This is a genomic window from Sunxiuqinia indica (assembly GCF_009847015.1).
Taxonomy (GTDB): domain Bacteria; phylum Bacteroidota; class Bacteroidia; order Bacteroidales; family Prolixibacteraceae; genus Sunxiuqinia; species Sunxiuqinia indica.
The window spans coordinates 395,573-414,701 of the sequence record NZ_WVEM01000003.1 but is presented as its reverse complement, the minus strand read 5'-3'; the positions used below and the strand labels follow the sequence as shown (position 1 = coordinate 414,701).

Sequence of the window (19,129 nt, the reverse complement as noted above, 5' to 3'; positions counted from 1 at the left end):
AACATGAGCATGCAAAATCGTAGTTTTTTCACGCTGAAGCAAAAGCCGGCCAGCTTGGAATGCACATCATTTTTCTATCTTTGCATCCTTCATGCAGGAAGCTAAAAAACATACTATTTTCAAAATGAATGAATTGGGAAAATCAAAAACACCCTTTGTTTTCTTAATTGATTTTGATTTTCAAAAACCATTGATTTGGAATTGGGAAGAAAGTAGAACGAATATTCTGTGGCAAACTCCCAAATGGTCGAACTTCACAACAAAGACACAGGAACCAAAAGATTTGAAATGGAAGGTGCACCCTGTTTATTATGGGCGCTACAAAAAAGCGTTTGAGCTTGTTCAAAAGCACTTACACAATGGCGATAGCTACTTGCTCAACCTGACCATGCCAAGCGATATTGAAACCAACCATAGCTTAGATGAAATTTTCAGCATCAGTCATTCGCCATACAAAGTGATGCTGAAAGATCAGTTTGTATGCTTTTCTCCTGAAATCTTTATCCGCATCGAAGAAGGTAAAATTTCATCCTTTCCAATGAAAGGAACCATTGATGCAACGCTAGAGAATGCGGCTTTTATCCTTAAAAACAATACGAAGGAATTGGCTGAACACAATACAATTGTTGACTTGATCCGGAATGATTTAAGCATGGTTGCCGACCATGTTCAGGTGAAGAAATATCGTTATCTGGATCACATTAAGTCCAATCGCAACGAGCTGCTGCAAATGAGTTCTCAAATTACCGGGGAACTACCTGATAACTATTATGAAAATATCGGAAGCATCATCGGTAGTTTGCTGCCTGCCGGATCGGTGAGTGGAGCGCCAAAGAAAAAAACAGTTGAAATTATTAAAGAAGCGGAGAAATATGACCGTGGCTATTATACTGGTATATTTGGCGTTTTTGATGGCTCAAATCTCGACAGCTGTGTCTTAATTCGGTATCTTGAACAAGAAAATAATAAACTAACATTTAAGAGTGGCGGCGGAATTACTTTTCAAAGTAACTGCGAGCAGGAATACGAAGAACTAGTCAAAAAAGTATATGTGCCTTTTGCTTGAGACCATAAAACTTGAAAACGGTCGATTCGCCAATCTGCCGTTCCATAACCGGCGCTTTAACAAAGCCCGCCGGGAGTTATTCAATCTGCCAGAACAAGATTTAGCTGAAATTATTAAGATTCCGGAAGCAAACCAAACAGGCATTTTCCGATGCCGTGTGTTATATGGGGAACAGATTAATCAGATCGAATTTATTCCGCACCAAAACAGACAAATCAACTCCATGCAAGCTGTTCGGGATGACTTGATCAACTATACCTATAAATATGCTGACCGTACAAGATTACAGCTGCTATTTGATCAGCGGAAAGATGCCGACGAAATCATCATTATCAAAAATGGTTTAGTTACGGATTGCTTTATTGGCAACCTGGTGTTTTTTAATGGGCAAAGTTGGTTTACTCCAGACCAGCCTCTTTTACAAGGAACACAGCGCGAAAAATTGCTTGCCGAAGCAAAAATCAAAGCAGTCCGAATAACAGAAGAAATGCTTTTTACTTTTGAAGAAATTGGAGTGATCAATGTTTTTTATGATTTGGAGAACATGCCTCGATTAAAAGCTTCTCAAATCAAAAGCCCGGGACAGTCTAAATAACAATCGATTACAGTCCACCAACACATAAATCATTTCAAATTTCTAGCATGAAGTCTAAAAAAAGTCTCAGGAATGCTATCCAACCTATTTTTTTATTCATTCAATTTTGTATTTTTCGGCAGTATTAGATGTAAAAAAATCGGATAGTAATCGCCTGTTTAAGGAACAAAACATAAGGAGGATAAAACCATGGCTGTCAACAAACCAAGAGTTATCAAAGATTTTGAAAAGTTAGAGAATCGGATCCAAGAGCAAATAAAGTTGGTGCATCCTGAGGGGTTCAGCCAGCACTTAATCACCTTTACCAATAAGGATGGAATGCTCGTTAGTGCACTCCCATTTGAAACGGACGAAAAATACTATTTGGTACGAATGACGGTTCAGCAGGCCGAAGACATCATTAGCGATGATGATGACTATGATGATGACGGTTCACTAAAAGATGAGTCGCGCATCGATTTTGAGGACAAATATGCCGAGTTGGATTACATTGCCGAGAACATTGAAGATAGTTCGGATGGTGATGATGATGACGATGATTAGCTTGTAAACGTAAAAAGATATGGGGAAGGATGATCCGGACTAGGATGATCCTTTCTTCATTAAAGGTGCCCCTGACTTTGCCAAGTCCTCTTTGCTATCAAGAATAATTTGATCGATATCAGCTGATGAAATATAACGACATTGAGCCGCGTGCCTGGCTGCATCTACTGTATCATTAGCCAAAATCATAGGAACATTTAATTTCCTCAATCCGTCAATAATTTCGTTTAACCGTTCGTTGATTCTTTTTTTCTTAATTGTCCGGATATAAATGGCCTTTACCCGATTAGGGAATTCTGATGTTATTCGGTTATAGATTTCCGGATCGTGCTGACCATTATCGCCAATCAGAATGAAAGACATAGTTGGATAGGTTTCGAAAAGCATTTTTATTTTTTCATATTTATGCTCGTGATTTCCACCTCCCGATTTCCAAAATTTCAAAATATTCATTTTCAACTCTCTTAACAGAAAGACCCCTTTCGGAAAATTATTAAAACGACAGAAGTCTTCCAGCAAATCGTACAAATTCCACTCGCTACTGGACACATAGAAAAAAGGATTGGCTTTTTTTCCATTATCCCCCGAATGCAAAGCCCGATAAAATGCGGCTACCCCCGGGAAGGGTTTTCGTGTCCTGGCATTTCGCCATAGCATTAGTCTAAGCTTACGCAGTGTTTGTGTCGCATGACTAACCAAAATGGTGTCGTCAATATCTGAAATGACTCCGAAATCTAAATCGTTCCCGGGAATAAATAATTCGCCTTTTGCACTCACCTCTTGATCTTCTCCTGTGATATCCGAATGCAGTGTTGCCACATACGGCAACCACTCTGAATTCGAGCGTATTGCATGCGAACTATTCGTAAAAGAGGTTTTAAAAAGACCATTGTCTTCGGTAGTCACCTGATGAAATTTTTCATCAATTTCTATTTTGACATCCACTCCGGGAATCTCATCGCTGGAATATCGTTTAATCATGCTAAGCATATTCATCCAAACCGAATTGGTTTCGAGAGGTTTAGCCAGTCCCTTGTCTTCGGTAACATAACCATTCACAAATAACTGACTACTGTTTCCAAAACCCCGGTAGGTAACAATTACAGGAACACCTAACCATCCCAACCGGTGCTTTAAATATAGCTTTATTCGCTTGGAGATACTCTTAGTCTTTCGCTTAAAATAGATGAACGGTTTTACTCCTTTTACCATAAAGTCATATTTTTGGCATAAGTTTTATAGCTTTCGCTATTAAAATATGCATAAGATATGCCAAACATGGAAACAAGCCAGAACCAGAAAATTCTATTCGCTATCAACCCAATATCCGGCGATATTGATAAAAATTACCTCAAAGAAAAGATTCAGGCGGTTTTTGAGGATAAGCATTCAGAATACGAGATCTTTTACACAACTGGTGAAAATGATGTCGAAAAAATTACAACTGTACTTGCTAAATACTCACCTGATCGGGTAGTTTCGGTAGGTGGAGACGGGACTTTCAGGCTTGTTGGGGAAGTCATGCTCAATAAAGATATTCCAATCGCTATATTACCACTAGGTTCGGCAAATGGCATGGCCACTGAATTAGGAATACCCAAAAATATTGATCAAGCTTTAAAGGTAGTTACAAGTACCAAGAAAAAATCAATCGATGCGCTGAGGATCAACGACCAACACATCTCATTTCACCTGAGTGACATTGGACTGAATGCCCAAATCATCAAGCGTTTTGAAAACGATGACACGAGAGGTTTTATCGGCTATGCAAAGCATTTTTTCAAAGAGCTTTTCACTTCAAAACCAAACAAATACCTAATGCATATTGATGGTGAAAAAATTATTCGGAAAGCGCATATGATTGTCCTTGCCAATGCCTCAAAATATGGAACAGGAGCAGTAATCAATCCAAAAGGAATTATCGATGACGGTAAATTTGAAATTATACTGATCAGACCCTACTCAGCCTGGCATCTATTCCATATGATCATCCCCTTCTTTTCTCGAACAATCCATGAGTTGGATTATGTCGATAGTTACAGTTGCAAAAAGGCATCCATCCGAAATTACAAAAAAAAGGAACTTCAAATTGATGGGGAGCTAATTGGACGAATAGAAGAAATAAGCGTGGAAATAATTCCTCATGCATTACAAATATTGGTTCCCGATCAGGAGGCTCAATCTATTTTTTCCAGAAAACTGGATTCGCTGTTCGACAAGAATTGAACTGACAAGCGCAGCCCTGGTCTTGTGTGGTTTAAAAACTTCCCGGCAAATATCAATGAACTCCTTTTAAAATAGTAACTTTGCAGCCAACTAAAAAATACTGCATGATCAAATCGATGACCGGCTACGGAAAGGCCGAATTTGAAACCGGAAATAAAAAAATCACTATTGAGTTAAAAACGCTGAACAGCAAACAACTCGATATTAACTCCCGAATTCCCGCACTTTATCGCGAAAAAGACATTCTAATCCGCAAGGAAATGAACGAGAAGCTGGTGCGAGGCAAAATGGATTTTTCCCTTTATCTTGAAAACCTCGGAACTGAAAGCAATTCAGTAATTAATGAAAATATCGTTACTGCCTATTTTGAACAACTGAGTTCAATTCAGGAAAAAATTGGATTACCGGTTACTCCTGAGGTCATGCAATCTATTTTACGATTACCCGATGCTGTAAAAACCGTATACGAAGAACTGGACGAAAAAGAATGGGAAACCATTCATGCTAATCTGCTAAAAGTAATCGAAGCTGTTGATCAGTTCCGCTGTCAGGAAGGCATTGCCCTCGAAAAAGATATCCGTTCCAATGTCAACGAAATTTTGGATTTACTAAAACAAGTTGAGCCGTTCGAGAAACAACGGTTGGAGAATATTAAAACCCGAATTACCGATGGTTTGAATGAAATCGCTCTCAACGGCAATGTAGATAAAAACCGCTTTGAGCAAGAGCTAATTTACTACATGGAAAAACTGGACATTAATGAAGAAAAAGTCCGGTTAGCCAACCATTGTGAGTATTTCCTGGAAACCATGGAAAGCAGCGAAGTTGTTGGAAAGAAATTGGGGTTTATCGCACAAGAAATTGGCCGCGAAATCAATACATTAGGAAGTAAAGCCAACGAAAGCAATATTCAGCGAATCGTAGTTCAAATGAAAGATTCACTGGAACGAATCAAAGAGCAGATGTTGAACGTATTGTAATTTTTTACGTTTAAACGATTAGTGAATTGATTTTTTGATCATGAAAAAAGGAAAGTTAATCATATTCTCAGCACCCTCTGGAGCCGGAAAAACGACCGTTGTAAAACATTTACTTCAGCAAAATTTCGGTTTAGAATTCTCCATTTCAGCTACCAGTCGGGCACCACGTCATACCGAAACAAATGGCAAAGACTACTATTTCTTAAGCCCGGACGAGTTTATGCAAAAAGTGGACAACAACGAGTTTCTGGAGTGGGAAGAAGTATACAAGGGTACTTGCTACGGAACACTGAAAGAAGAAGTTGAACGCATCCGTAATAAAGGGAACCACGTCATTTTTGATGTCGATGTTGTGGGTGGCATCAATATCAAAAAGTATTATAGCGACGATGCCTTAGCTATTTTCATCCAACCACCTTCGATTGAGGAGTTGCGCAAACGATTAGAAGGACGTTCTACCGATTCGGCTGAAGTGATCGACAAGCGGGTACAAAAAGCGGAATACGAATTGACCTTCGCACCACAATTTGACACCATTTTGCTAAGCGAAGAACTCCGGAAGACATTGGCGAACGCAGAGAAATTGGTTACCGAGTTTATTAATCACCAAAACTAGTTATGAAGGTCGGACTGTATTTTGGAACATACAATCCCATTCACATTGGACATTTAGCCATTGCCAACTACCTGGTCGAGTTTTCCGATATTGATCAACTGTGGTTCGTTGTTAGTCCGCAAAGTCCGTTTAAAACCAAGAAAAAATTGCTCGATAATTACCAGCGACTGGAAATGGTAAACCTGGCAATTGAAGATGATGACCGCTTTAGAGCTTCATCAATTGAGTTTAAACTACCCATCCCATCATACACCATTGACACCCTAACCTATTTGAAAGAAAGACATCCGAAAAATGAGTTTTATCTGATTATGGGAGCTGATAATCTGGCCCATATTGACAAATGGAAAAATACAGAGTTGATCCTGTCTGACTATCACCTCTTGGTTTATCCTCGCCCCGGGGTTAATAAAGAATCCCTGCGAAAACATCCTCATATTCATTTTATTGAAGCTCCGGTAATGGAGATTTCATCTTCATTTATTCGGAAAGCCATTGCCGAAGGTAAAGATGTGTGCCATTTCCTTCCCAAAAAAACATGGAAGTATATAGATGAAATGAGTTTCTACAAATAGCCTTTACAATAAAACACTCTCCCCTCTTTCTTGTTATTGATAACAGCTAATTTAAGAGCAAGCTTTTGGAATCGTTCTAAATTAGCCCTAAACGTTCACACAAATGCAGATATTTATATATTTGCACACAACAATACTCCGAGTTCGGAAAACTAAGTGAGTAATCATAGGTTTTACGAACCGATGGGTTCAGTTGGAAACGATTGAGCCTCCCGATTTCGGCAGTGGCCGGATGACTTTGGAAAGGAGAACAATCTGGCTTTGAATTAGAATAGATAAATTGCTCAAGATTCCCCTTTCCGCTAATTTGGAAAGGGGAATTTTTTATGGTTCAAGAATGGAATAACATCATTTTAATTGCAGGATCAGCCCGTAATGTGGGGAAAACCACATTCGTATGCCGCTTACTTCAAAAAACAAAAGAGCAAAAACCAATTGCTGTAAAAATCTCATCTCACTTTCACCCTCAAACCAAAGGACTAAAACTCATTACTGAAGAATACAATTGCTTTCAATTGTTTGAAGAAACTGACAAAACAACTGAAAAAGATAGCTCGCTTTACTTGAAAAATGGGGCAGCTCGCTCTTTTTATATTCAGGCAAAAGATGAATTTTTACCCGATGCTTTTATGGCGTTGCTTCCATTTTTATCGGCCAGCAGTCCAATCATCATCGAATCGGCCTCATTACACAAATACATTGCCGCCGGCTTGTTTTTGTTTATTTATAATGAAGATGCTGAAAACAAGCCGCACACGAAAGCCCATTTAAAAATCGCTGACTTTGTTGTGCAATCTGATGGAAAATCATTTAGTCTGCAACCCGAACAATTAAATTTTTATACTGAATGGAAAATCATAAACTAATAAGCCTGGATGATGCGCTTCGAATAGCTTTTGAAAATGCGCAAGCGATCGACTCCGAATTAGTCGACTTTACAAAATCCGCCGGACGCATTTTGGCTGAACCGGTTTATTCCGATGTCGATATGCCACCATTCAACAAATCGGCGATGGATGGCTACGCTTGCAAAAAGGAAGATTTGGGAAAATTGTTGCAGGTGCTCGAAGTAATTCCTGCAGGGCAATCCCCCAGCTTCTCAATTGGCAAAGGGCAATGTTCCAAAATTATGACCGGAGCTGAAGTGCCTAAAGGCGCCGATACCGTTTTCATGGTTGAACAAAGCCAACAGATTGACGCTAATCAGGTGCGATTTACCGGCGAAAAAACAAGAAGTAATATTTGCTTGATTGGTGAGGATTTGAAAACCGGCGAGCTGGTATTAAATGCCGGAACAAAACTTGGCGCGCAGCATATTGCCATGTTGGCTGCTGTTGGGTGTGTCACACCAAGAGTATATCGTAAACCCAAAGTTGGAATTATCTCTACCGGATCAGAATTGGTTGAACCGAAAATAAAACCGGCTGCCTCTCAAATACGAAATTCGAATGGCCACCAACTGGCTACCCAGGCAAAAGCGTGTCAATTCGAAGTCAATTACTATGGCATTGTAAAAGACGACCGTCAAATGACGTACGAGGCGATCAAAAAGTCAACCGATGAAAATGATGTCTCCTTAATCTCCGGAGGCGTTTCGGTGGGCGATTTCGATTTTGTGCCTGCCATTATTGAAGAACTCAATTTTCAGATTCTTTTTAGTCAATTAACGGTAAAACCGGGCAAACACACCACCTTTGCGGTCAACCAAAACAAATACATTATTGGACTTCCCGGCAATCCGGTTTCTTCATTTATTCAGTTTGAAGTCTTTGCAAAACCGTTTATTTACAAACTGCTGAATTACGAAGAAATCAAGCTAAGCTTGCCTTTGTCCTTAGCTCAAAACTATAAACGAAAGAAGGCTGACAGAACAGAATATGTGCCCGTCATGATCAATGAACAAAATGAAGCGGTCACAATCGATTATCACGGCTCGGCTCATATTCATGCTTATCATGGAGCTTTTGGTTTCATGACGATTCCGCTTGGCACCAATGAACTTCAAAAAGGAGAAACCGTGTATGTACGACCGCTTTAAACGAAATATCAATTACCTGCGTATTTCGGTAACCGACCGATGTAATCTCCGCTGCACCTACTGTATGCCGGCAGAAGGAGTTCAATTAATGAAACACGATGATATTCTTTCGTTTGAAGAGATTGAAGCATTCACCCGACTAGCAGTTAAAAACGGAATCACAAAAGTGCGGCTAACCGGAGGCGAACCTCTTGTTCGAAATGGGATTGTTGACCTGGTAAAAAAGCTTGCAGAAATTGAGGGACTGGAAGATTTATCGATGACCACCAACGGACAACTTTTAGATCAATATGCAGCTGAATTAAAAGCTGCCGGACTTAACCGGGTGAACATTAGCCTGGATACGATAAACACAGAGCGATACTGCCAAATCACCCGTTCTGGCAACCTACAAAATGTATTTAAAGGAATTGAAGCTGCTCAGCAAGTCGGATTAACTCCTATTAAAATCAATGCAGTGCTGATGGATGAGCCGGATGAGGAAGTCAGGCAACTAAAATCTTACTGCGAGAAAAACGAACTGGACCTTCGTTTCATTCATCAAATGAACTTGCAAACCGGTGAATTTTCGAAAGTCGAGGGTGGCGAAGGCGGAAATTGCAGCCGTTGTAACCGGATTCGTCTACTGGCCAATGGCGACGTAAAACCATGTCTATTCAGCAACTTAGGCTATAATATCCGGAAACTCGGCGCAAAACAGGCAATCAATTTGGCGATAGGGAATAAACCACGATCCGGAACGTATAATCAATCCGGAGAGTTCTACAATATTGGAGGATGAAAAAACGAAAAGATGGAGATAAAACAATATAAGAACACACAAGAGGACAAACGCACAATAAGATGACAATTTGAAATGTCAACCTTGAAACTTTGAACTGGAAAATAAAAAACGATGAGCAAAAAACTAACACATATTGATGAAAATGGACGAGCGAACATGGTAGATGTTGGACATAAAAACCCACAAACACGTACCGCCATTGCCGAAGGATTTATCCGTCTTAAAAAAGAAACGGTGAAACTTATTCGCGAAAACCAGATCGGCAAAGGCGATGTGTTGACCGTTGCAGAAATAGCCGGAATTCAGGCTGCCAAGCGAACCAGCGAGTTGATTCCTCTTTGCCATCAACTTCAGCTCACCAAAGTTGAAGTTGAACTTAACATTCGGGAGAATGGCGTTTATGCCAAGTGTACCAGCCGCTGCATTGGACAAACTGGAGTAGAAATGGAAGCGCTAACAGGAGTGCAAATAGCACTGCTAACGATTTACGACATGTGCAAAGCGGTGGACAAAGCAATGGTTATCGAAAATGTGAAACTCATTGAAAAAACAAAAACCGACCTATAGCGATGAAAAAGAACAACCAAGTTATTCGGGTACTTTCTGTTAATATTTCAGAAAAAAAAGGCACAATAAAAAAGCCTGCCAACAGCATTCAGCTTACCGATATTGGCGTTGTTGGTGATGCCCACTCCGGAAAATGGCACCGTCAGGTGAGCTTGCTAGCCAAAGAAAGCATTGACAAATTCGAGAAGGAAGCAGGCAGAAAAATTAACCATGGCGAGTTTGCTGAAAACATTACCACAGAGGGATTGCTTCTGCACCAAACGAAACCGCTCGACCGGTTTGTCAATGAAAATCTGGAGCTGGAAGTTACTCAAATTGGCAAAAAATGTCATGGCGACAATTGCTCCATCTTTCGTGAAGTTGGAAATTGTGTGATGCCCAAAGAAGGGATTTTTGCACGGGTTGTTCGCCATGGAATCCTCAAACCGGAAGAAACACTAAACTATCATCCCAGGGTGATTAAAATAAAAATCATCACCTTGAGCGACCGCGCCAGTCGTGGTGAATACCAGGATAAAAGCGGGCCTCAAATTAAAAATCTCACTCAAACATATCTGAACAAAATCAACCGCCCGGTCGAATTTCAGCACGTTCTTATTCCCGATGATGAAAGCCAACTTTTAGCCGAGCTTCAAAATGGCGTTAAGCAGCAAGCAGATGTAATTTTTACCACAGGAGGAACAGGAATTGGTCCAAGAGATATTACACCGGAAATTGTCAAACCATTTTTAGACAAAGAAATCCCGGGCATTATGGAACTCATCCGCGTAAAATATGGCATGGAAAAACCTGCTGTCCTGCTAAGTCGGGGAGTTGCCGGCGTGAAAAACCAAACCTTGATTTATTCGTTTCCGGGCAGCGTAAAAGCCGTTACTGAATATTGTAGCGAAATTTTGCCAACATTAGAGCATTCTCTTTACATGATTTACGGAATTGATAGCCATTAAAGCCAAACAACACAACTACCAGATAACCCCTTGCTAATTAGTGCAGTATTTCGTAACTTTTATTTCTAACCTTTAAAGAAATAAATTATGGACTGTCCGATTTGCCAAACCAAAGGGCTAAGTGAAGGCACTCAAATTTGTCCTCAATGCGACTCAGATCTAAAATCGCTTCATCAGATCGATCAAGCTGAAAAAGCCTTTGTCACTCAAAAAAAACAAAAAACTTTATGGATTCTACTCACCTTATTTATGGCAATTGCATTTATTAGTGCGCTATATTTATATACGACAAATGGTGATTCTGCCTCAGAAACTGAATACGCAGAACTAAACCAACAACTTCAAACGGCGCAAGCCAGCATCCAGCAAACGAATCAGGAAAACAAAAGCTTGCAACAAGAGCTGGATGCTTTAAAGAAGGCTGAAGCTGAAGTAAAATGCGAAGAAATAAACTACACTGTTCAATGGGGTGAGAACCTGTTTAGTATTGCATCTGCTGTTTATGGAAATGGTTATGAATACCCCAAAATTGTCGAAGCAAACTCGTTAGACAATCCCAATCATATTCTCGACGGACAGCAATTGGTTATTCCTTTTTAACTTAAACCCCCGAATCATGGCAAACAATAACGACACCTTACAAGCGATAAAAAAAGCAACAATTTCTCATCTTGCAGAAATTAGAGCACTGAAACAAAAATTGATTGACTTTCAAAACCAAGTGGAACAAAAAGATAATGAATTGATTAAAGCGCAAAAAGAAATAACAAAATTGAAAGAGCAGTTAAAGGCTGATTAAACAATGTACTTTCAAGTAAAAAAGCCTGAGACTGTAATAATCTCAGGCTTTTCATTGATAAAAAATATTTTAGTGATGAGCAATCAGGTCAGGACTCCCGTCCGGATCGCCATTGACAGTACCATCTGTTTCAATATTCCCTAGCAATACCAATCCTGCAACATGTGGAGCAGCCATTGAGGTTCCGTTCCATGTAGCATAACCTCCGTCTTTTACCGACGACTTGATGCCAACTCCCGGTGCACAAAAATCAATCGGAGGATTTCCGTAGTTTGAAAAAGAAGCGAAATTGTCATTTTTATCCATGGCTGAAACGGTAATCACATGGGGTCCATTTGCACGCGCCGGTGAATGACTATTGGCATCATCTGATTCGTTGCCAGCGGCCAGAACAAAAACAACACCACTGGATGAAGCGGCTGCTTCAACTGCGTTATCCAGAGCATCTGACGCAGAACCTCCTAAACTCATATTGGCAACATCACCTGAACGTCCGTTAGCAGCAACAAAATCGATTCCGGCTATTACGCCCGAATAACTGCCGCTACCTCTTGAGTTAAGTACTTTCACCGGGACAACTGTTGCACCGGCAGCCACTCCAACAACACCAATATTGTTATCAATGGCAGCAATTGTTCCTGCCACATGAGTCCCATGTCCGTTACCATCGTCAAACCCAGTATCTTTTCCTTTTGTAAATGCAGAAAAACCGATGCCTTTTGCTACGTTCAAGTCCGGATGATCCAAATCAATTCCGGAGTCGATAATCCAGGCCGTTTTTCCTGTTACTGATACGGGTCCTCCAACCCGAGTAATTCCCCAAGGTGTTTCCTGATTGGTAATTCCGCCATCACCATCACCACCTTTATTTGGTCCTTTACCGGGAGGTGGTGCCAGAGCAACCACTTTATCTTTATGGATTGATTTGACTGACTTATCGGACAATAACTTTTTGGCTTGCCCTGGGGCAATCTTAACCGAGAACCCCACAATTGAATTGGAATAAACAAACCCTACATCGCTGTCAGAAATCTGATTTCGCTTTAATAAGCCTAAAGCATTTGCTTTTACAGCACCTTTTCGCTTCTCATAGCCCTTTACTGTTTTCAACTCACTCAACAAATCAGCGTCATTCAACTGAACAATGTATGAGATCTTTCCTACTGCTGCACTTTTCAACGCCACATCATCAACATAATCGCTTTCCTCAACTACTGGCGATTGACAAGAAAACATCACAGTCAAAGCCATTACCCCGATGGCTAAAGATTTTTCCAAAGTAATTTTTTTCATAGTCACGCTTTTTATGATTTTAACATTTTTTTAGCAAGTTAATACTTAAAAGATTAAAAGACAATTATTTCTTTATTGTGCACATCCCCTCTATTAGTCAACTGAATATCAATCTCTACGAAGGAATCGGTACTTGTTTGAAGTTGTTAATGATCGCATACAATTGTTTTCAACAATAATTTGTCAGATTTTATTGCTCCAGAGCCAAAAGCAACAGGATTCTAAAAACTAATTTCCCTTCATACTATGCAATTCGTATATTCGTAGCAAAATTTTGCACATGATTCCAAAACTTAAATATTCGGATAAAAACTTCATACTGCTGGCTGGCCCTTGCGTAATCGAAGGAGAAAAAATGGCCTTTGAAATTGCTGAAAAGCTTGTAGATATCTGCAGTCGCCTTGAGATTCCATTTGTGTTTAAAGGCTCGTACCGGAAAGCGAACCGTTCGCGTATTGATTCATTTACCGGAATTGGGGACGGAAAAGCATTGGGTATCTTAAAAGCAGTTGGTGAGAAATTCAATATTCCAACGGTAACCGATGTCCATTCAGCTGCAGAAGCTACAATCGCCGCTCAATACGTTGATGTACTTCAGATTCCTGCCTTTTTATGCCGGCAAACCGACCTGCTGATTGCAGCTGCCGAAACCGGCAAAGTCGTGAACATTAAGAAAGGTCAATTTTTGTCTGCCGAGTCAATGAAATTTGCCGTCGACAAAGTACGGGATTCCGGTAACGACAAGGTAATGCTAACAGAACGGGGAACAACATTTGGCTACCAGGATTTGGTGGTTGATTACCGCGGAATACCGGTAATGAAAACGAATAACTGCCCAGTGATTCTAGACATCACTCACTCACTGCAACAACCCAATCAAATTTCAGGAGTAACCGGAGGAAAACCGGAACTAATCGAAACGATCGCCAAAGCGGGTATCGCAGTTGGTGCCGACGGTATTTTTATTGAAACCCACCCTGATCCTTCTGTTGCAAAATCAGATGGTGCCAATATGCTTCGTTTGGATCTATTGGAATCGTTGCTAAGCAAACTGGTTCTATTAAAACAAGTCACAGATAGCTTATAGTTAGAATTCAAAATCAAAATACCATGAAAAACCGCAGGAATTTTCTTAAACGATCGATTGCCGGACTGGGCTTCGTTAGCTTTCCCTTTCTATCTAAAAAAGTCAGTGCCAGCGAAATGAAAATAGTGCTTCAGAACAGTTATATTCATCATGTATACTTTTGGCTAAAGCAACCTGAAAGCAAGGAAGCATGCCGACGTTTTGAAGAAGGTCTTCAATTACTGGTTACCATACCGGAAATTAAGCTTTATCATATCGGGAAAGCGGTAGAATCAAGCCGTGACGTTGTTGACGATTCTTTTACCTACTCCTACATGGCAGTATTCAACAATAAAGCTGACCAGGATAACTACCAGGTTCATCCCACGCATTTAAAGTTTATCGAAAACTACGGTGATCTTTGGGAGAACGTAATCGTTTATGATGCACTCTAATGGAAAAACAAGTACGCTATTAAAATGGCTGCTATAATTCCTGTAAGGTCTGCAATCAATCCACATACTACAGCATAACGGGTTCTTGTAATTCCTACTGCGCCAAAGTAAACAGCCAGCGTATAAAAGGTTGTCTCTGTTGATCCCTGAAATACCGACGATAATAAACCGGCAAATGAGTCGGGACCAAAATTGGGATTATTATAAATTTCAAGCATGGCTCCTCTTGCTCCACTCCCACTCAAGGGTTTCATAAATGCAACGGGGAGCGCATCAACAAAATCGGTATTGAATCCAACCAACGAAACAAGTCCTTTTATTCCACCGATCACTATATCCATGGCTCCAGATGCCCGAAATACGCCAATGGCAACAAGCATCGCTACCAGGTAGGGAATAATTTTAATAGCGACATTAAACCCATCTTTTGCTCCGGTAATAAAGGAGTTGTATACATCAATCTTTTTCCTAAATGCCAAAAACAGAAAAGAAATAATTATCAAGAAGATGATTAGATTACCGCCAAAAGAAGAGACTTTCGTTATTTGATCCTGATTCAAGGTAGAAAACCACCACAATAATCCGGCAATGCAGGCTGTTGCTGTACCAATATATGCGATAACCACTTTGTTAAAAAGGTTGATTCGCTGATAAATGGAAACCGAAATTAATCCTGCAAGCGTAGAAAAATAGGTCGCTAATAAAATAGGTAGAAAAATAACGGAAACCATCTGCGACTCAGCAGCAACACGGTAAGCCAGAATACTCACCGGAATAACCGTCAAACCCGAGGTATTCAAAACCAGAAACATAATTTGCGCATTGGATGCTTTTTCTTTTTCAACATTTAGCTCTTGCAAATCTTCCATGGCTTTAAGCCCCAAGGGTGTTGCGGCATTATCCAATCCCAGCATATTGGCCGAAAGGTTCATCATCATAGCCCCAATTGATTTATGATTTTTAGGAAGTTCCGGAAAAAGCTTATTGAAGAAAGGGCCAAAAATACGCGCAATAATATTCACGGCGCCACCATCTTCCCCTACTTTCATGATTCCGAGCCATAAAACCATCACACCAATTAAAGCAATGATAAGATCGACACTGGCGGTTGCCATTGAAAAGGAAGCATCGACCATATCTTTAAAAACATGGAGATCAACTTCTGTAAAAATGATACCTAATGCATCCGCAAAAAAGTCGCGAAATAAATAGCCAAGCACCCGAATAACGGCAACTAAAAAAGCGACCAAAAAAAATCCGACCCATATATAATTTAATACCATACCAGTAAGCTAATTAAAAGTCCAGATAGCACACATCTTCTTTTATCAAAACTAAAAACCGAATCTACAAAAAATGAATGAGAATAGTAGAATCCGCTTTTACTGCTATAAAAAAAGGAGTCGCATACACGACTCCCCTTTACCTAAAATAATAAACTATCCCGTTTTTAAATAACTACTATAGGGCTATTTAATTTTTCAGCTTCATGATTCATGTAAGCTTTAAAGTTTTCAATTTCTTTCCATTTTGGATTTTCTAGTCCCCAAACTGCAAAAAAGTAATGTCGTGCGGGTTTGTTATTTTCAATTTTCTGCGCCACATAGTAAGTTTCAGAAATTACGATGCTAAAGTTTTTCGCTGGCACAGTTTGATAGCCCTTCTCGAAATAGTTGATATCGGTTGTTCTGTCAACTTTCGATAGTTCGTCTTCCGGAACCATAACCGCCATTCCCAGCTCGTCATTATTCAACGATTGCACATCGAGCGTGGCAATTGCCGAAAAATGATCGCCAGCATCAAAGGCATAGGGTTCATTGGTAAGTTTGCTGGTTACAATACCGGTAGCCAACTGCTTTTCGCCCGAAAAGCCTGTAACAGTTACATCAGACTGAAACCAGTATTTTCCCGGGTAAATTGAGATTCGTTCAACGGCCTCTAGTTTCTCGCCGTTCACATCCCATCCATTATATTTTAAATCGAATACCGAACGAACCGGCCCTTCAGCAATTTTTTGATACTCGTAAACATCTGTTGATCCGAGACGAAATAGCGAATCGTTCTCCAGCATTGCTAAGCCACCGGCACCAAGACTATTTCCACAGTGCAACACATCCATTCCCCAATCGGCTAATTCGTGATAGCTCCCCATTTCCGGAGTATGGATTTTATCGATAATTAAACCGGGTTTTAGCTTTCCGAATAAGTCTTTTACATTACGACAATCGAAGTAATTACGAAAACCCATTTTATCATTTTCCCAATTCACACTTTCGCCTTGTGCAATAATCTGAAAACTATCTTTGCAACTAGGTGCTTCATAATAATCAAATTCTTTGTAACTGTGGTCATCCTGAACGATTCCCAAACGCACATTGGTACGTTTTTCAAACTCAGGAAAATCGGCAACAGATACCATTTCCGCGGTTAACGTAATTTCCTCTGAAGCAGCAAAATCCAAGTTAATCACCAACTCATCCCATTCTCCATCTCCATCCAAGTCATCAACTTGCGACGGAACTGTGACATCTTCGTGTTTCAACATTGGCACAAGTCCTGCTTCAATAGCACCCAGTTTTTGCTCTAGTTTATCTCGTTGGATAACAATAGTTTCATCAGGACGATTAACATCCATCGAATTTCTCAACGTTATCTGATTTTCAGGTACAGAACAGGAAAATAATCCTGCTGCCAGCACGAATGAAACATATACCAGTCTTCTCATGTCGAAGATTTTATTTTTATAATAGTTGAAAAGGGACAAAAAAGTAAAGAGATTCTACTGTCTCCGTGGAGAGCAGTAAAATCTCTTTTAATATATTATTATAAATCGTTTTCGCCTTTTACGTAACCGAAGTTGGCTAAAATTCCGCCATCAACATAAAGGACATGTCCGTTTACAAAGTCGGCTGCTTTTGACGACAAGAACATTGCCGCATTGCCGACATCTTCAGGTTCTCCCCAACGTCCGGCGGGAGTACGGGTCATCACCAAGTCGTTGAATGGATGACCGCCTTCGCGAATCTCTGCAGTTTGCGAAGTCGCAATATAACCCGGACCAATACCATTAATCTGAATGTTGTATTTTGCCCACTCGCAGCACATATTTGCTGTTAACAGCTTCAAACCACCTTTTGCCGAGGCATAAGCAGATACTGAGTTACGTCCGTAAACGCTCATCATCGAACACATGTTAATGATTTTTCCGCTGCGCTTTTCAATCATTTTAGGTGCAACACGTTTTGCGACGATCAAAGGAGCTACCAAATCAACATCAATTACTTGCTTGAAATCAGCAACAGGCATATCCAAAATTGGAATACGCTTAATGATTCCGGCATTGTTTACCAAAATATCTACATCGCCAACATTTTTTTCAATTTCACCAATTCCGTAATCAACTTCTTCTTCGCTGGTAACATTAAATTTTACAGTAAAAACGTCGATACCGTCTTTTTTATATTCTTCCTTACAAGCTGCAAGCTTCTCATCTGAAAGGTCGTTTACACAAATTTTAGCTCCGGCTTTACCCAAAACTTTACCAATAGCCATTCCAATACCGTGTGTTCCCCCGGTAACCAAGGCTACTTTCCCTGATAAATCAAATAATTCGTTCATTTTATTTCTTTTGTTGATTATCTTATTTCAATTGGGTTGGTTGAATAATGTCCATATCGGTATAATCGAGGTTCTCGCCAGCCATTCCCCAGATAAATATGTAATTGCTTGTTCCCGCAGCCGAGTGGATTGACCAACTTGGAGAAATTACAGCCTGCTCATTCTTCATCCACAAGTGACGAGTTTCCTGAGGTTGTCCCATAAAATGACATACAGCCTGATCTTCAGGGACATTAAAATAGAAATACACCTCATTTCTACGACTGTGCGTATGCGCTGGCATGGTATTCCAAACACTTCCCGGCTTCAATTCGGTCATTCCCATTTGCAATTGACAAGTGTCAACAACCTTATTAATCAACAACTGGTTGATCTCACGCTCATTTGAAGTTTTCAACGATCCAAGTTGTAGTACATTGGCGTCTTTCAAGGTTACATGTTTTGTTGGAAATTCCTTGTGAGCAGGAGCCGAATTAAAGTAAAAACGTGCAGGTTTTTTACCATCAGCCGATTTAAAAGCAACTTCTTTTGCACCTTTCCCAATGTATAAAGCCTCCTTGAAATCCATCACATATTCAGTACCATCAACAACAACGCTTCCGGTTCCACCGACATTAATAATACCCACTTCACGACGCTCGCAAAAGTAATTTGCTTTAAGTGCATCTACAGTTCCCAGCGTCAGTTCTTTGGTTACAGGAACAGCTCCTCCAACGATGTAACGCTCGATATGTGAATATACCAAATTAATAGCATCGTCTTGCATTACTTTTTCTACCAGAAATTCTTTTCTTATCTTTTCGGTATCATACGATTTAAAATCCTCTGGATGATATGCATACCTTTCTTCAAAATTTATTGCCATAATCTTATTAATTTTATACGGTTTCGCTTTCTTCTGTATTCAGTTATACAACATTTATAAGGCCCAACTAATCTTAGATTTTCAATTCTTATGTTC

The 19,129-nt window shown here is 40.0% G+C and carries 22 protein-coding genes and 1 riboswitch; of the genes, 16 read left to right on the top strand and 6 right to left on the bottom strand.

Annotation, left to right across the window (positions count from 1 at the left end):
• Positions 1 to 124: 124 nt before the first annotated feature.
• From GR929_RS06975 to GR929_RS06965, 3 genes are all read left to right on the top strand, one after another.
• Positions 125 to 1,066 carry an aminodeoxychorismate synthase component I gene (locus GR929_RS06975; RefSeq protein ID WP_201300925.1) on the top strand — a complete coding sequence of 314 codons (942 nt, stop codon included), beginning with the start codon at positions 125 to 127 and terminating at the stop codon, positions 1,064 to 1,066.
• The gene (locus GR929_RS06970) at positions 1,059 to 1,661 is read left to right on the top strand and encodes an aminotransferase class IV (RefSeq protein WP_159518218.1); all 603 of its coding nucleotides are present in this window, start codon (positions 1,059 to 1,061) and stop codon (positions 1,659 to 1,661) included. Before GR929_RS06975 ends, GR929_RS06970 begins: the two co-directional genes overlap by 8 nt.
• Positions 1,662 to 1,850: 189 nt before the next feature.
• The gene (locus tag GR929_RS06965; protein WP_159518217.1) at positions 1,851 to 2,204 is read left to right on the top strand and encodes a hypothetical protein; all 354 of its coding nucleotides are present in this window, start codon (positions 1,851 to 1,853) and stop codon (positions 2,202 to 2,204) included.
• A 39-nt stretch (positions 2,205 to 2,243) separates the two neighbouring features.
• On the opposite strand, the gene GR929_RS06960 is transcribed toward GR929_RS06965, so the two are convergent.
• Positions 2,244 to 3,416 carry an App1 family protein gene (locus GR929_RS06960; protein WP_159518216.1) on the bottom strand — a complete coding sequence of 391 codons (1,173 nt, stop codon included), beginning with the start codon at positions 3,414 to 3,416 and terminating at the stop codon, positions 2,244 to 2,246.
• Positions 3,417 to 3,473: 57 nt separating this feature from the next.
• Here GR929_RS06960 and GR929_RS06955 point away from each other — a divergent pair, with 57 nt between their 5' ends.
• The 11 genes from GR929_RS06955 to GR929_RS06905 all read left to right on the top strand — a co-directional run bounded on the left by GR929_RS06955 (position 3,474) and on the right by GR929_RS06905 (position 11,736).
• Complete coding sequence (locus GR929_RS06955; RefSeq protein WP_159518215.1) at positions 3,474 to 4,430, top strand: diacylglycerol/lipid kinase family protein; 957 nt, start codon at positions 3,474 to 3,476, stop codon at positions 4,428 to 4,430.
• 104 nt (positions 4,431 to 4,534) lie between these two features.
• On the top strand, positions 4,535 to 5,410 hold the full coding sequence (locus GR929_RS06950) for a YicC/YloC family endoribonuclease (protein WP_159518214.1): 876 nt from the start codon (positions 4,535 to 4,537) through the stop codon (positions 5,408 to 5,410).
• A 40-nt stretch (positions 5,411 to 5,450) separates the two neighbouring features.
• Positions 5,451 to 6,026, top strand: a complete 576-nt coding sequence (gene gmk, locus GR929_RS06945; protein ID WP_159518213.1) for a guanylate kinase — start codon at positions 5,451 to 5,453, stop codon at positions 6,024 to 6,026.
• A 2-nt stretch (positions 6,027 to 6,028) separates the two neighbouring features.
• Positions 6,029 to 6,601 carry a nicotinate (nicotinamide) nucleotide adenylyltransferase gene (gene nadD / locus GR929_RS06940; RefSeq protein ID WP_159518212.1) on the top strand — a complete coding sequence of 191 codons (573 nt, stop codon included), beginning with the start codon at positions 6,029 to 6,031 and terminating at the stop codon, positions 6,599 to 6,601.
• A 124-nt stretch (positions 6,602 to 6,725) separates the two neighbouring features.
• A riboswitch (molybdenum cofactor riboswitch) is annotated at positions 6,726 to 6,866 on the top strand.
• A 61-nt stretch (positions 6,867 to 6,927) separates the two neighbouring features.
• Entirely contained in the window at positions 6,928 to 7,467 is a 540-nt protein-coding gene (locus GR929_RS06935) for a hypothetical protein (protein ID WP_159518211.1), read from the top strand.
• Complete coding sequence (locus GR929_RS06930) at positions 7,449 to 8,639, top strand: molybdopterin molybdotransferase MoeA (protein ID WP_159518210.1); 1,191 nt, start codon at positions 7,449 to 7,451, stop codon at positions 8,637 to 8,639. The genes GR929_RS06935 and GR929_RS06930 overlap by 19 nt, the downstream gene beginning before the upstream one ends.
• Positions 8,623 to 9,420: a GTP 3',8-cyclase MoaA gene (locus GR929_RS06925; RefSeq protein WP_159518209.1), complete on the top strand. Its 798-nt coding sequence runs from the start codon at positions 8,623 to 8,625 to the stop codon at positions 9,418 to 9,420. The genes GR929_RS06930 and GR929_RS06925 overlap by 17 nt, the downstream gene beginning before the upstream one ends.
• A 114-nt stretch (positions 9,421 to 9,534) precedes the next feature.
• Complete coding sequence (gene moaC / locus GR929_RS06920) at positions 9,535 to 9,990, top strand: cyclic pyranopterin monophosphate synthase MoaC (RefSeq protein WP_159518208.1); 456 nt, start codon at positions 9,535 to 9,537, stop codon at positions 9,988 to 9,990.
• A gap of 2 nt (positions 9,991 to 9,992) precedes the next feature.
• Positions 9,993 to 10,937 (top strand): MOSC domain-containing protein, encoded by a 945-nt coding sequence (locus GR929_RS06915; protein ID WP_159518207.1) that lies wholly within the window; start codon positions 9,993 to 9,995, stop codon positions 10,935 to 10,937.
• Positions 10,938 to 11,024: 87 nt separating this feature from the next.
• Positions 11,025 to 11,537, top strand: a complete 513-nt coding sequence (locus GR929_RS06910) for a LysM peptidoglycan-binding domain-containing protein (RefSeq protein ID WP_159518206.1) — start codon at positions 11,025 to 11,027, stop codon at positions 11,535 to 11,537.
• A gap of 16 nt (positions 11,538 to 11,553) precedes the next feature.
• Positions 11,554 to 11,736, top strand: coding sequence for a hypothetical protein (locus GR929_RS06905; protein ID WP_159518205.1), 183 nt, complete (start codon positions 11,554 to 11,556; stop codon positions 11,734 to 11,736).
• A 69-nt stretch (positions 11,737 to 11,805) separates the two neighbouring features.
• Here the strand turns inward: GR929_RS06905 and GR929_RS06900 are convergent, their stop codons facing one another.
• A complete protein-coding gene (locus GR929_RS06900; RefSeq protein WP_201300924.1) occupies positions 11,806 to 13,029 on the bottom strand; it encodes a S8 family peptidase in 1,224 nt (407 codons plus the stop codon).
• Positions 13,030 to 13,309: 280 nt separating this feature from the next.
• Between GR929_RS06900 and kdsA the strand changes: the two genes are divergently transcribed.
• A complete protein-coding gene (gene kdsA, locus GR929_RS06895) occupies positions 13,310 to 14,116 on the top strand; it encodes a 3-deoxy-8-phosphooctulonate synthase (RefSeq protein WP_159518204.1) in 807 nt (268 codons plus the stop codon).
• Positions 14,117 to 14,139: 23 nt separating this feature from the next.
• A complete protein-coding gene (locus GR929_RS06890; RefSeq protein ID WP_159518203.1) occupies positions 14,140 to 14,550 on the top strand; it encodes a Dabb family protein in 411 nt (136 codons plus the stop codon).
• Here GR929_RS06890 and GR929_RS06885 read toward each other — a convergent pair.
• The 4 genes from GR929_RS06885 to kduI form a co-directional block, all read right to left on the bottom strand.
• Positions 14,547 to 15,833, bottom strand: coding sequence for a nucleoside recognition domain-containing protein (locus tag GR929_RS06885; protein WP_159518202.1), 1,287 nt, complete (start codon positions 15,831 to 15,833; stop codon positions 14,547 to 14,549). The two genes, GR929_RS06890 and GR929_RS06885, sit on opposite strands and share 4 nt — an antisense overlap.
• A gap of 167 nt (positions 15,834 to 16,000) precedes the next feature.
• Positions 16,001 to 17,275 carry a DUF4861 domain-containing protein gene (locus GR929_RS06880; protein ID WP_159518201.1) on the bottom strand — a complete coding sequence of 425 codons (1,275 nt, stop codon included), beginning with the start codon at positions 17,273 to 17,275 and terminating at the stop codon, positions 16,001 to 16,003.
• Positions 17,276 to 17,373: 98 nt separating this feature from the next.
• Positions 17,374 to 18,168 carry a gluconate 5-dehydrogenase gene (locus GR929_RS06875; protein ID WP_159518200.1) on the bottom strand — a complete coding sequence of 265 codons (795 nt, stop codon included), beginning with the start codon at positions 18,166 to 18,168 and terminating at the stop codon, positions 17,374 to 17,376.
• A gap of 22 nt (positions 18,169 to 18,190) precedes the next feature.
• On the bottom strand, positions 18,191 to 19,033 hold the full coding sequence (gene kduI / locus GR929_RS06870) for a 5-dehydro-4-deoxy-D-glucuronate isomerase (RefSeq protein WP_159518199.1): 843 nt from the start codon (positions 19,031 to 19,033) through the stop codon (positions 18,191 to 18,193).
• Positions 19,034 to 19,129 lie beyond the last annotated feature (96 nt).

Coding starts and splice junctions, on each gene's coding strand:
- kduI (WP_159518199.1), bottom strand. CDS start 19,033: ATGGCAATAAATTTTGAAGAAAGGTATGCATATCATCCAGAGGATTTT.
- GR929_RS06900 (WP_201300924.1), bottom strand. CDS start 13,029: ATGAAAAAAATTACTTTGGAAAAATCTTTAGCCATCGGGGTAATGGCT.
- GR929_RS06960 (WP_159518216.1), bottom strand. CDS start 3,416: ATGGTAAAAGGAGTAAAACCGTTCATCTATTTTAAGCGAAAGACTAAG.
- GR929_RS06915 (WP_159518207.1), top strand. CDS start 9,993: ATGAAAAAGAACAACCAAGTTATTCGGGTACTTTCTGTTAATATTTCA.
- GR929_RS06880 (WP_159518201.1), bottom strand. CDS start 17,275: ATGAGAAGACTGGTATATGTTTCATTCGTGCTGGCAGCAGGATTATTT.
- GR929_RS06905 (WP_159518205.1), top strand. CDS start 11,554: ATGGCAAACAATAACGACACCTTACAAGCGATAAAAAAAGCAACAATT.
- GR929_RS06925 (WP_159518209.1), top strand. CDS start 8,623: ATGTACGACCGCTTTAAACGAAATATCAATTACCTGCGTATTTCGGTA.
- gmk (WP_159518213.1), top strand. CDS start 5,451: ATGAAAAAAGGAAAGTTAATCATATTCTCAGCACCCTCTGGAGCCGGA.
- GR929_RS06885 (WP_159518202.1), bottom strand. CDS start 15,833: ATGGTATTAAATTATATATGGGTCGGATTTTTTTTGGTCGCTTTTTTA.
- kdsA (WP_159518204.1), top strand. CDS start 13,310: ATGATTCCAAAACTTAAATATTCGGATAAAAACTTCATACTGCTGGCT.
- GR929_RS06965 (WP_159518217.1), top strand. CDS start 1,851: ATGGCTGTCAACAAACCAAGAGTTATCAAAGATTTTGAAAAGTTAGAG.
- GR929_RS06950 (WP_159518214.1), top strand. CDS start 4,535: ATGATCAAATCGATGACCGGCTACGGAAAGGCCGAATTTGAAACCGGA.
- GR929_RS06935 (WP_159518211.1), top strand. CDS start 6,928: ATGGTTCAAGAATGGAATAACATCATTTTAATTGCAGGATCAGCCCGT.
- nadD (WP_159518212.1), top strand. CDS start 6,029: ATGAAGGTCGGACTGTATTTTGGAACATACAATCCCATTCACATTGGA.
- moaC (WP_159518208.1), top strand. CDS start 9,535: ATGAGCAAAAAACTAACACATATTGATGAAAATGGACGAGCGAACATG.
- GR929_RS06975 (WP_201300925.1), top strand. CDS start 125: ATGAATGAATTGGGAAAATCAAAAACACCCTTTGTTTTCTTAATTGAT.
- GR929_RS06910 (WP_159518206.1), top strand. CDS start 11,025: ATGGACTGTCCGATTTGCCAAACCAAAGGGCTAAGTGAAGGCACTCAA.
- GR929_RS06875 (WP_159518200.1), bottom strand. CDS start 18,168: ATGAACGAATTATTTGATTTATCAGGGAAAGTAGCCTTGGTTACCGGG.
- GR929_RS06955 (WP_159518215.1), top strand. CDS start 3,474: ATGCCAAACATGGAAACAAGCCAGAACCAGAAAATTCTATTCGCTATC.
- GR929_RS06930 (WP_159518210.1), top strand. CDS start 7,449: ATGGAAAATCATAAACTAATAAGCCTGGATGATGCGCTTCGAATAGCT.
- GR929_RS06890 (WP_159518203.1), top strand. CDS start 14,140: ATGAAAAACCGCAGGAATTTTCTTAAACGATCGATTGCCGGACTGGGC.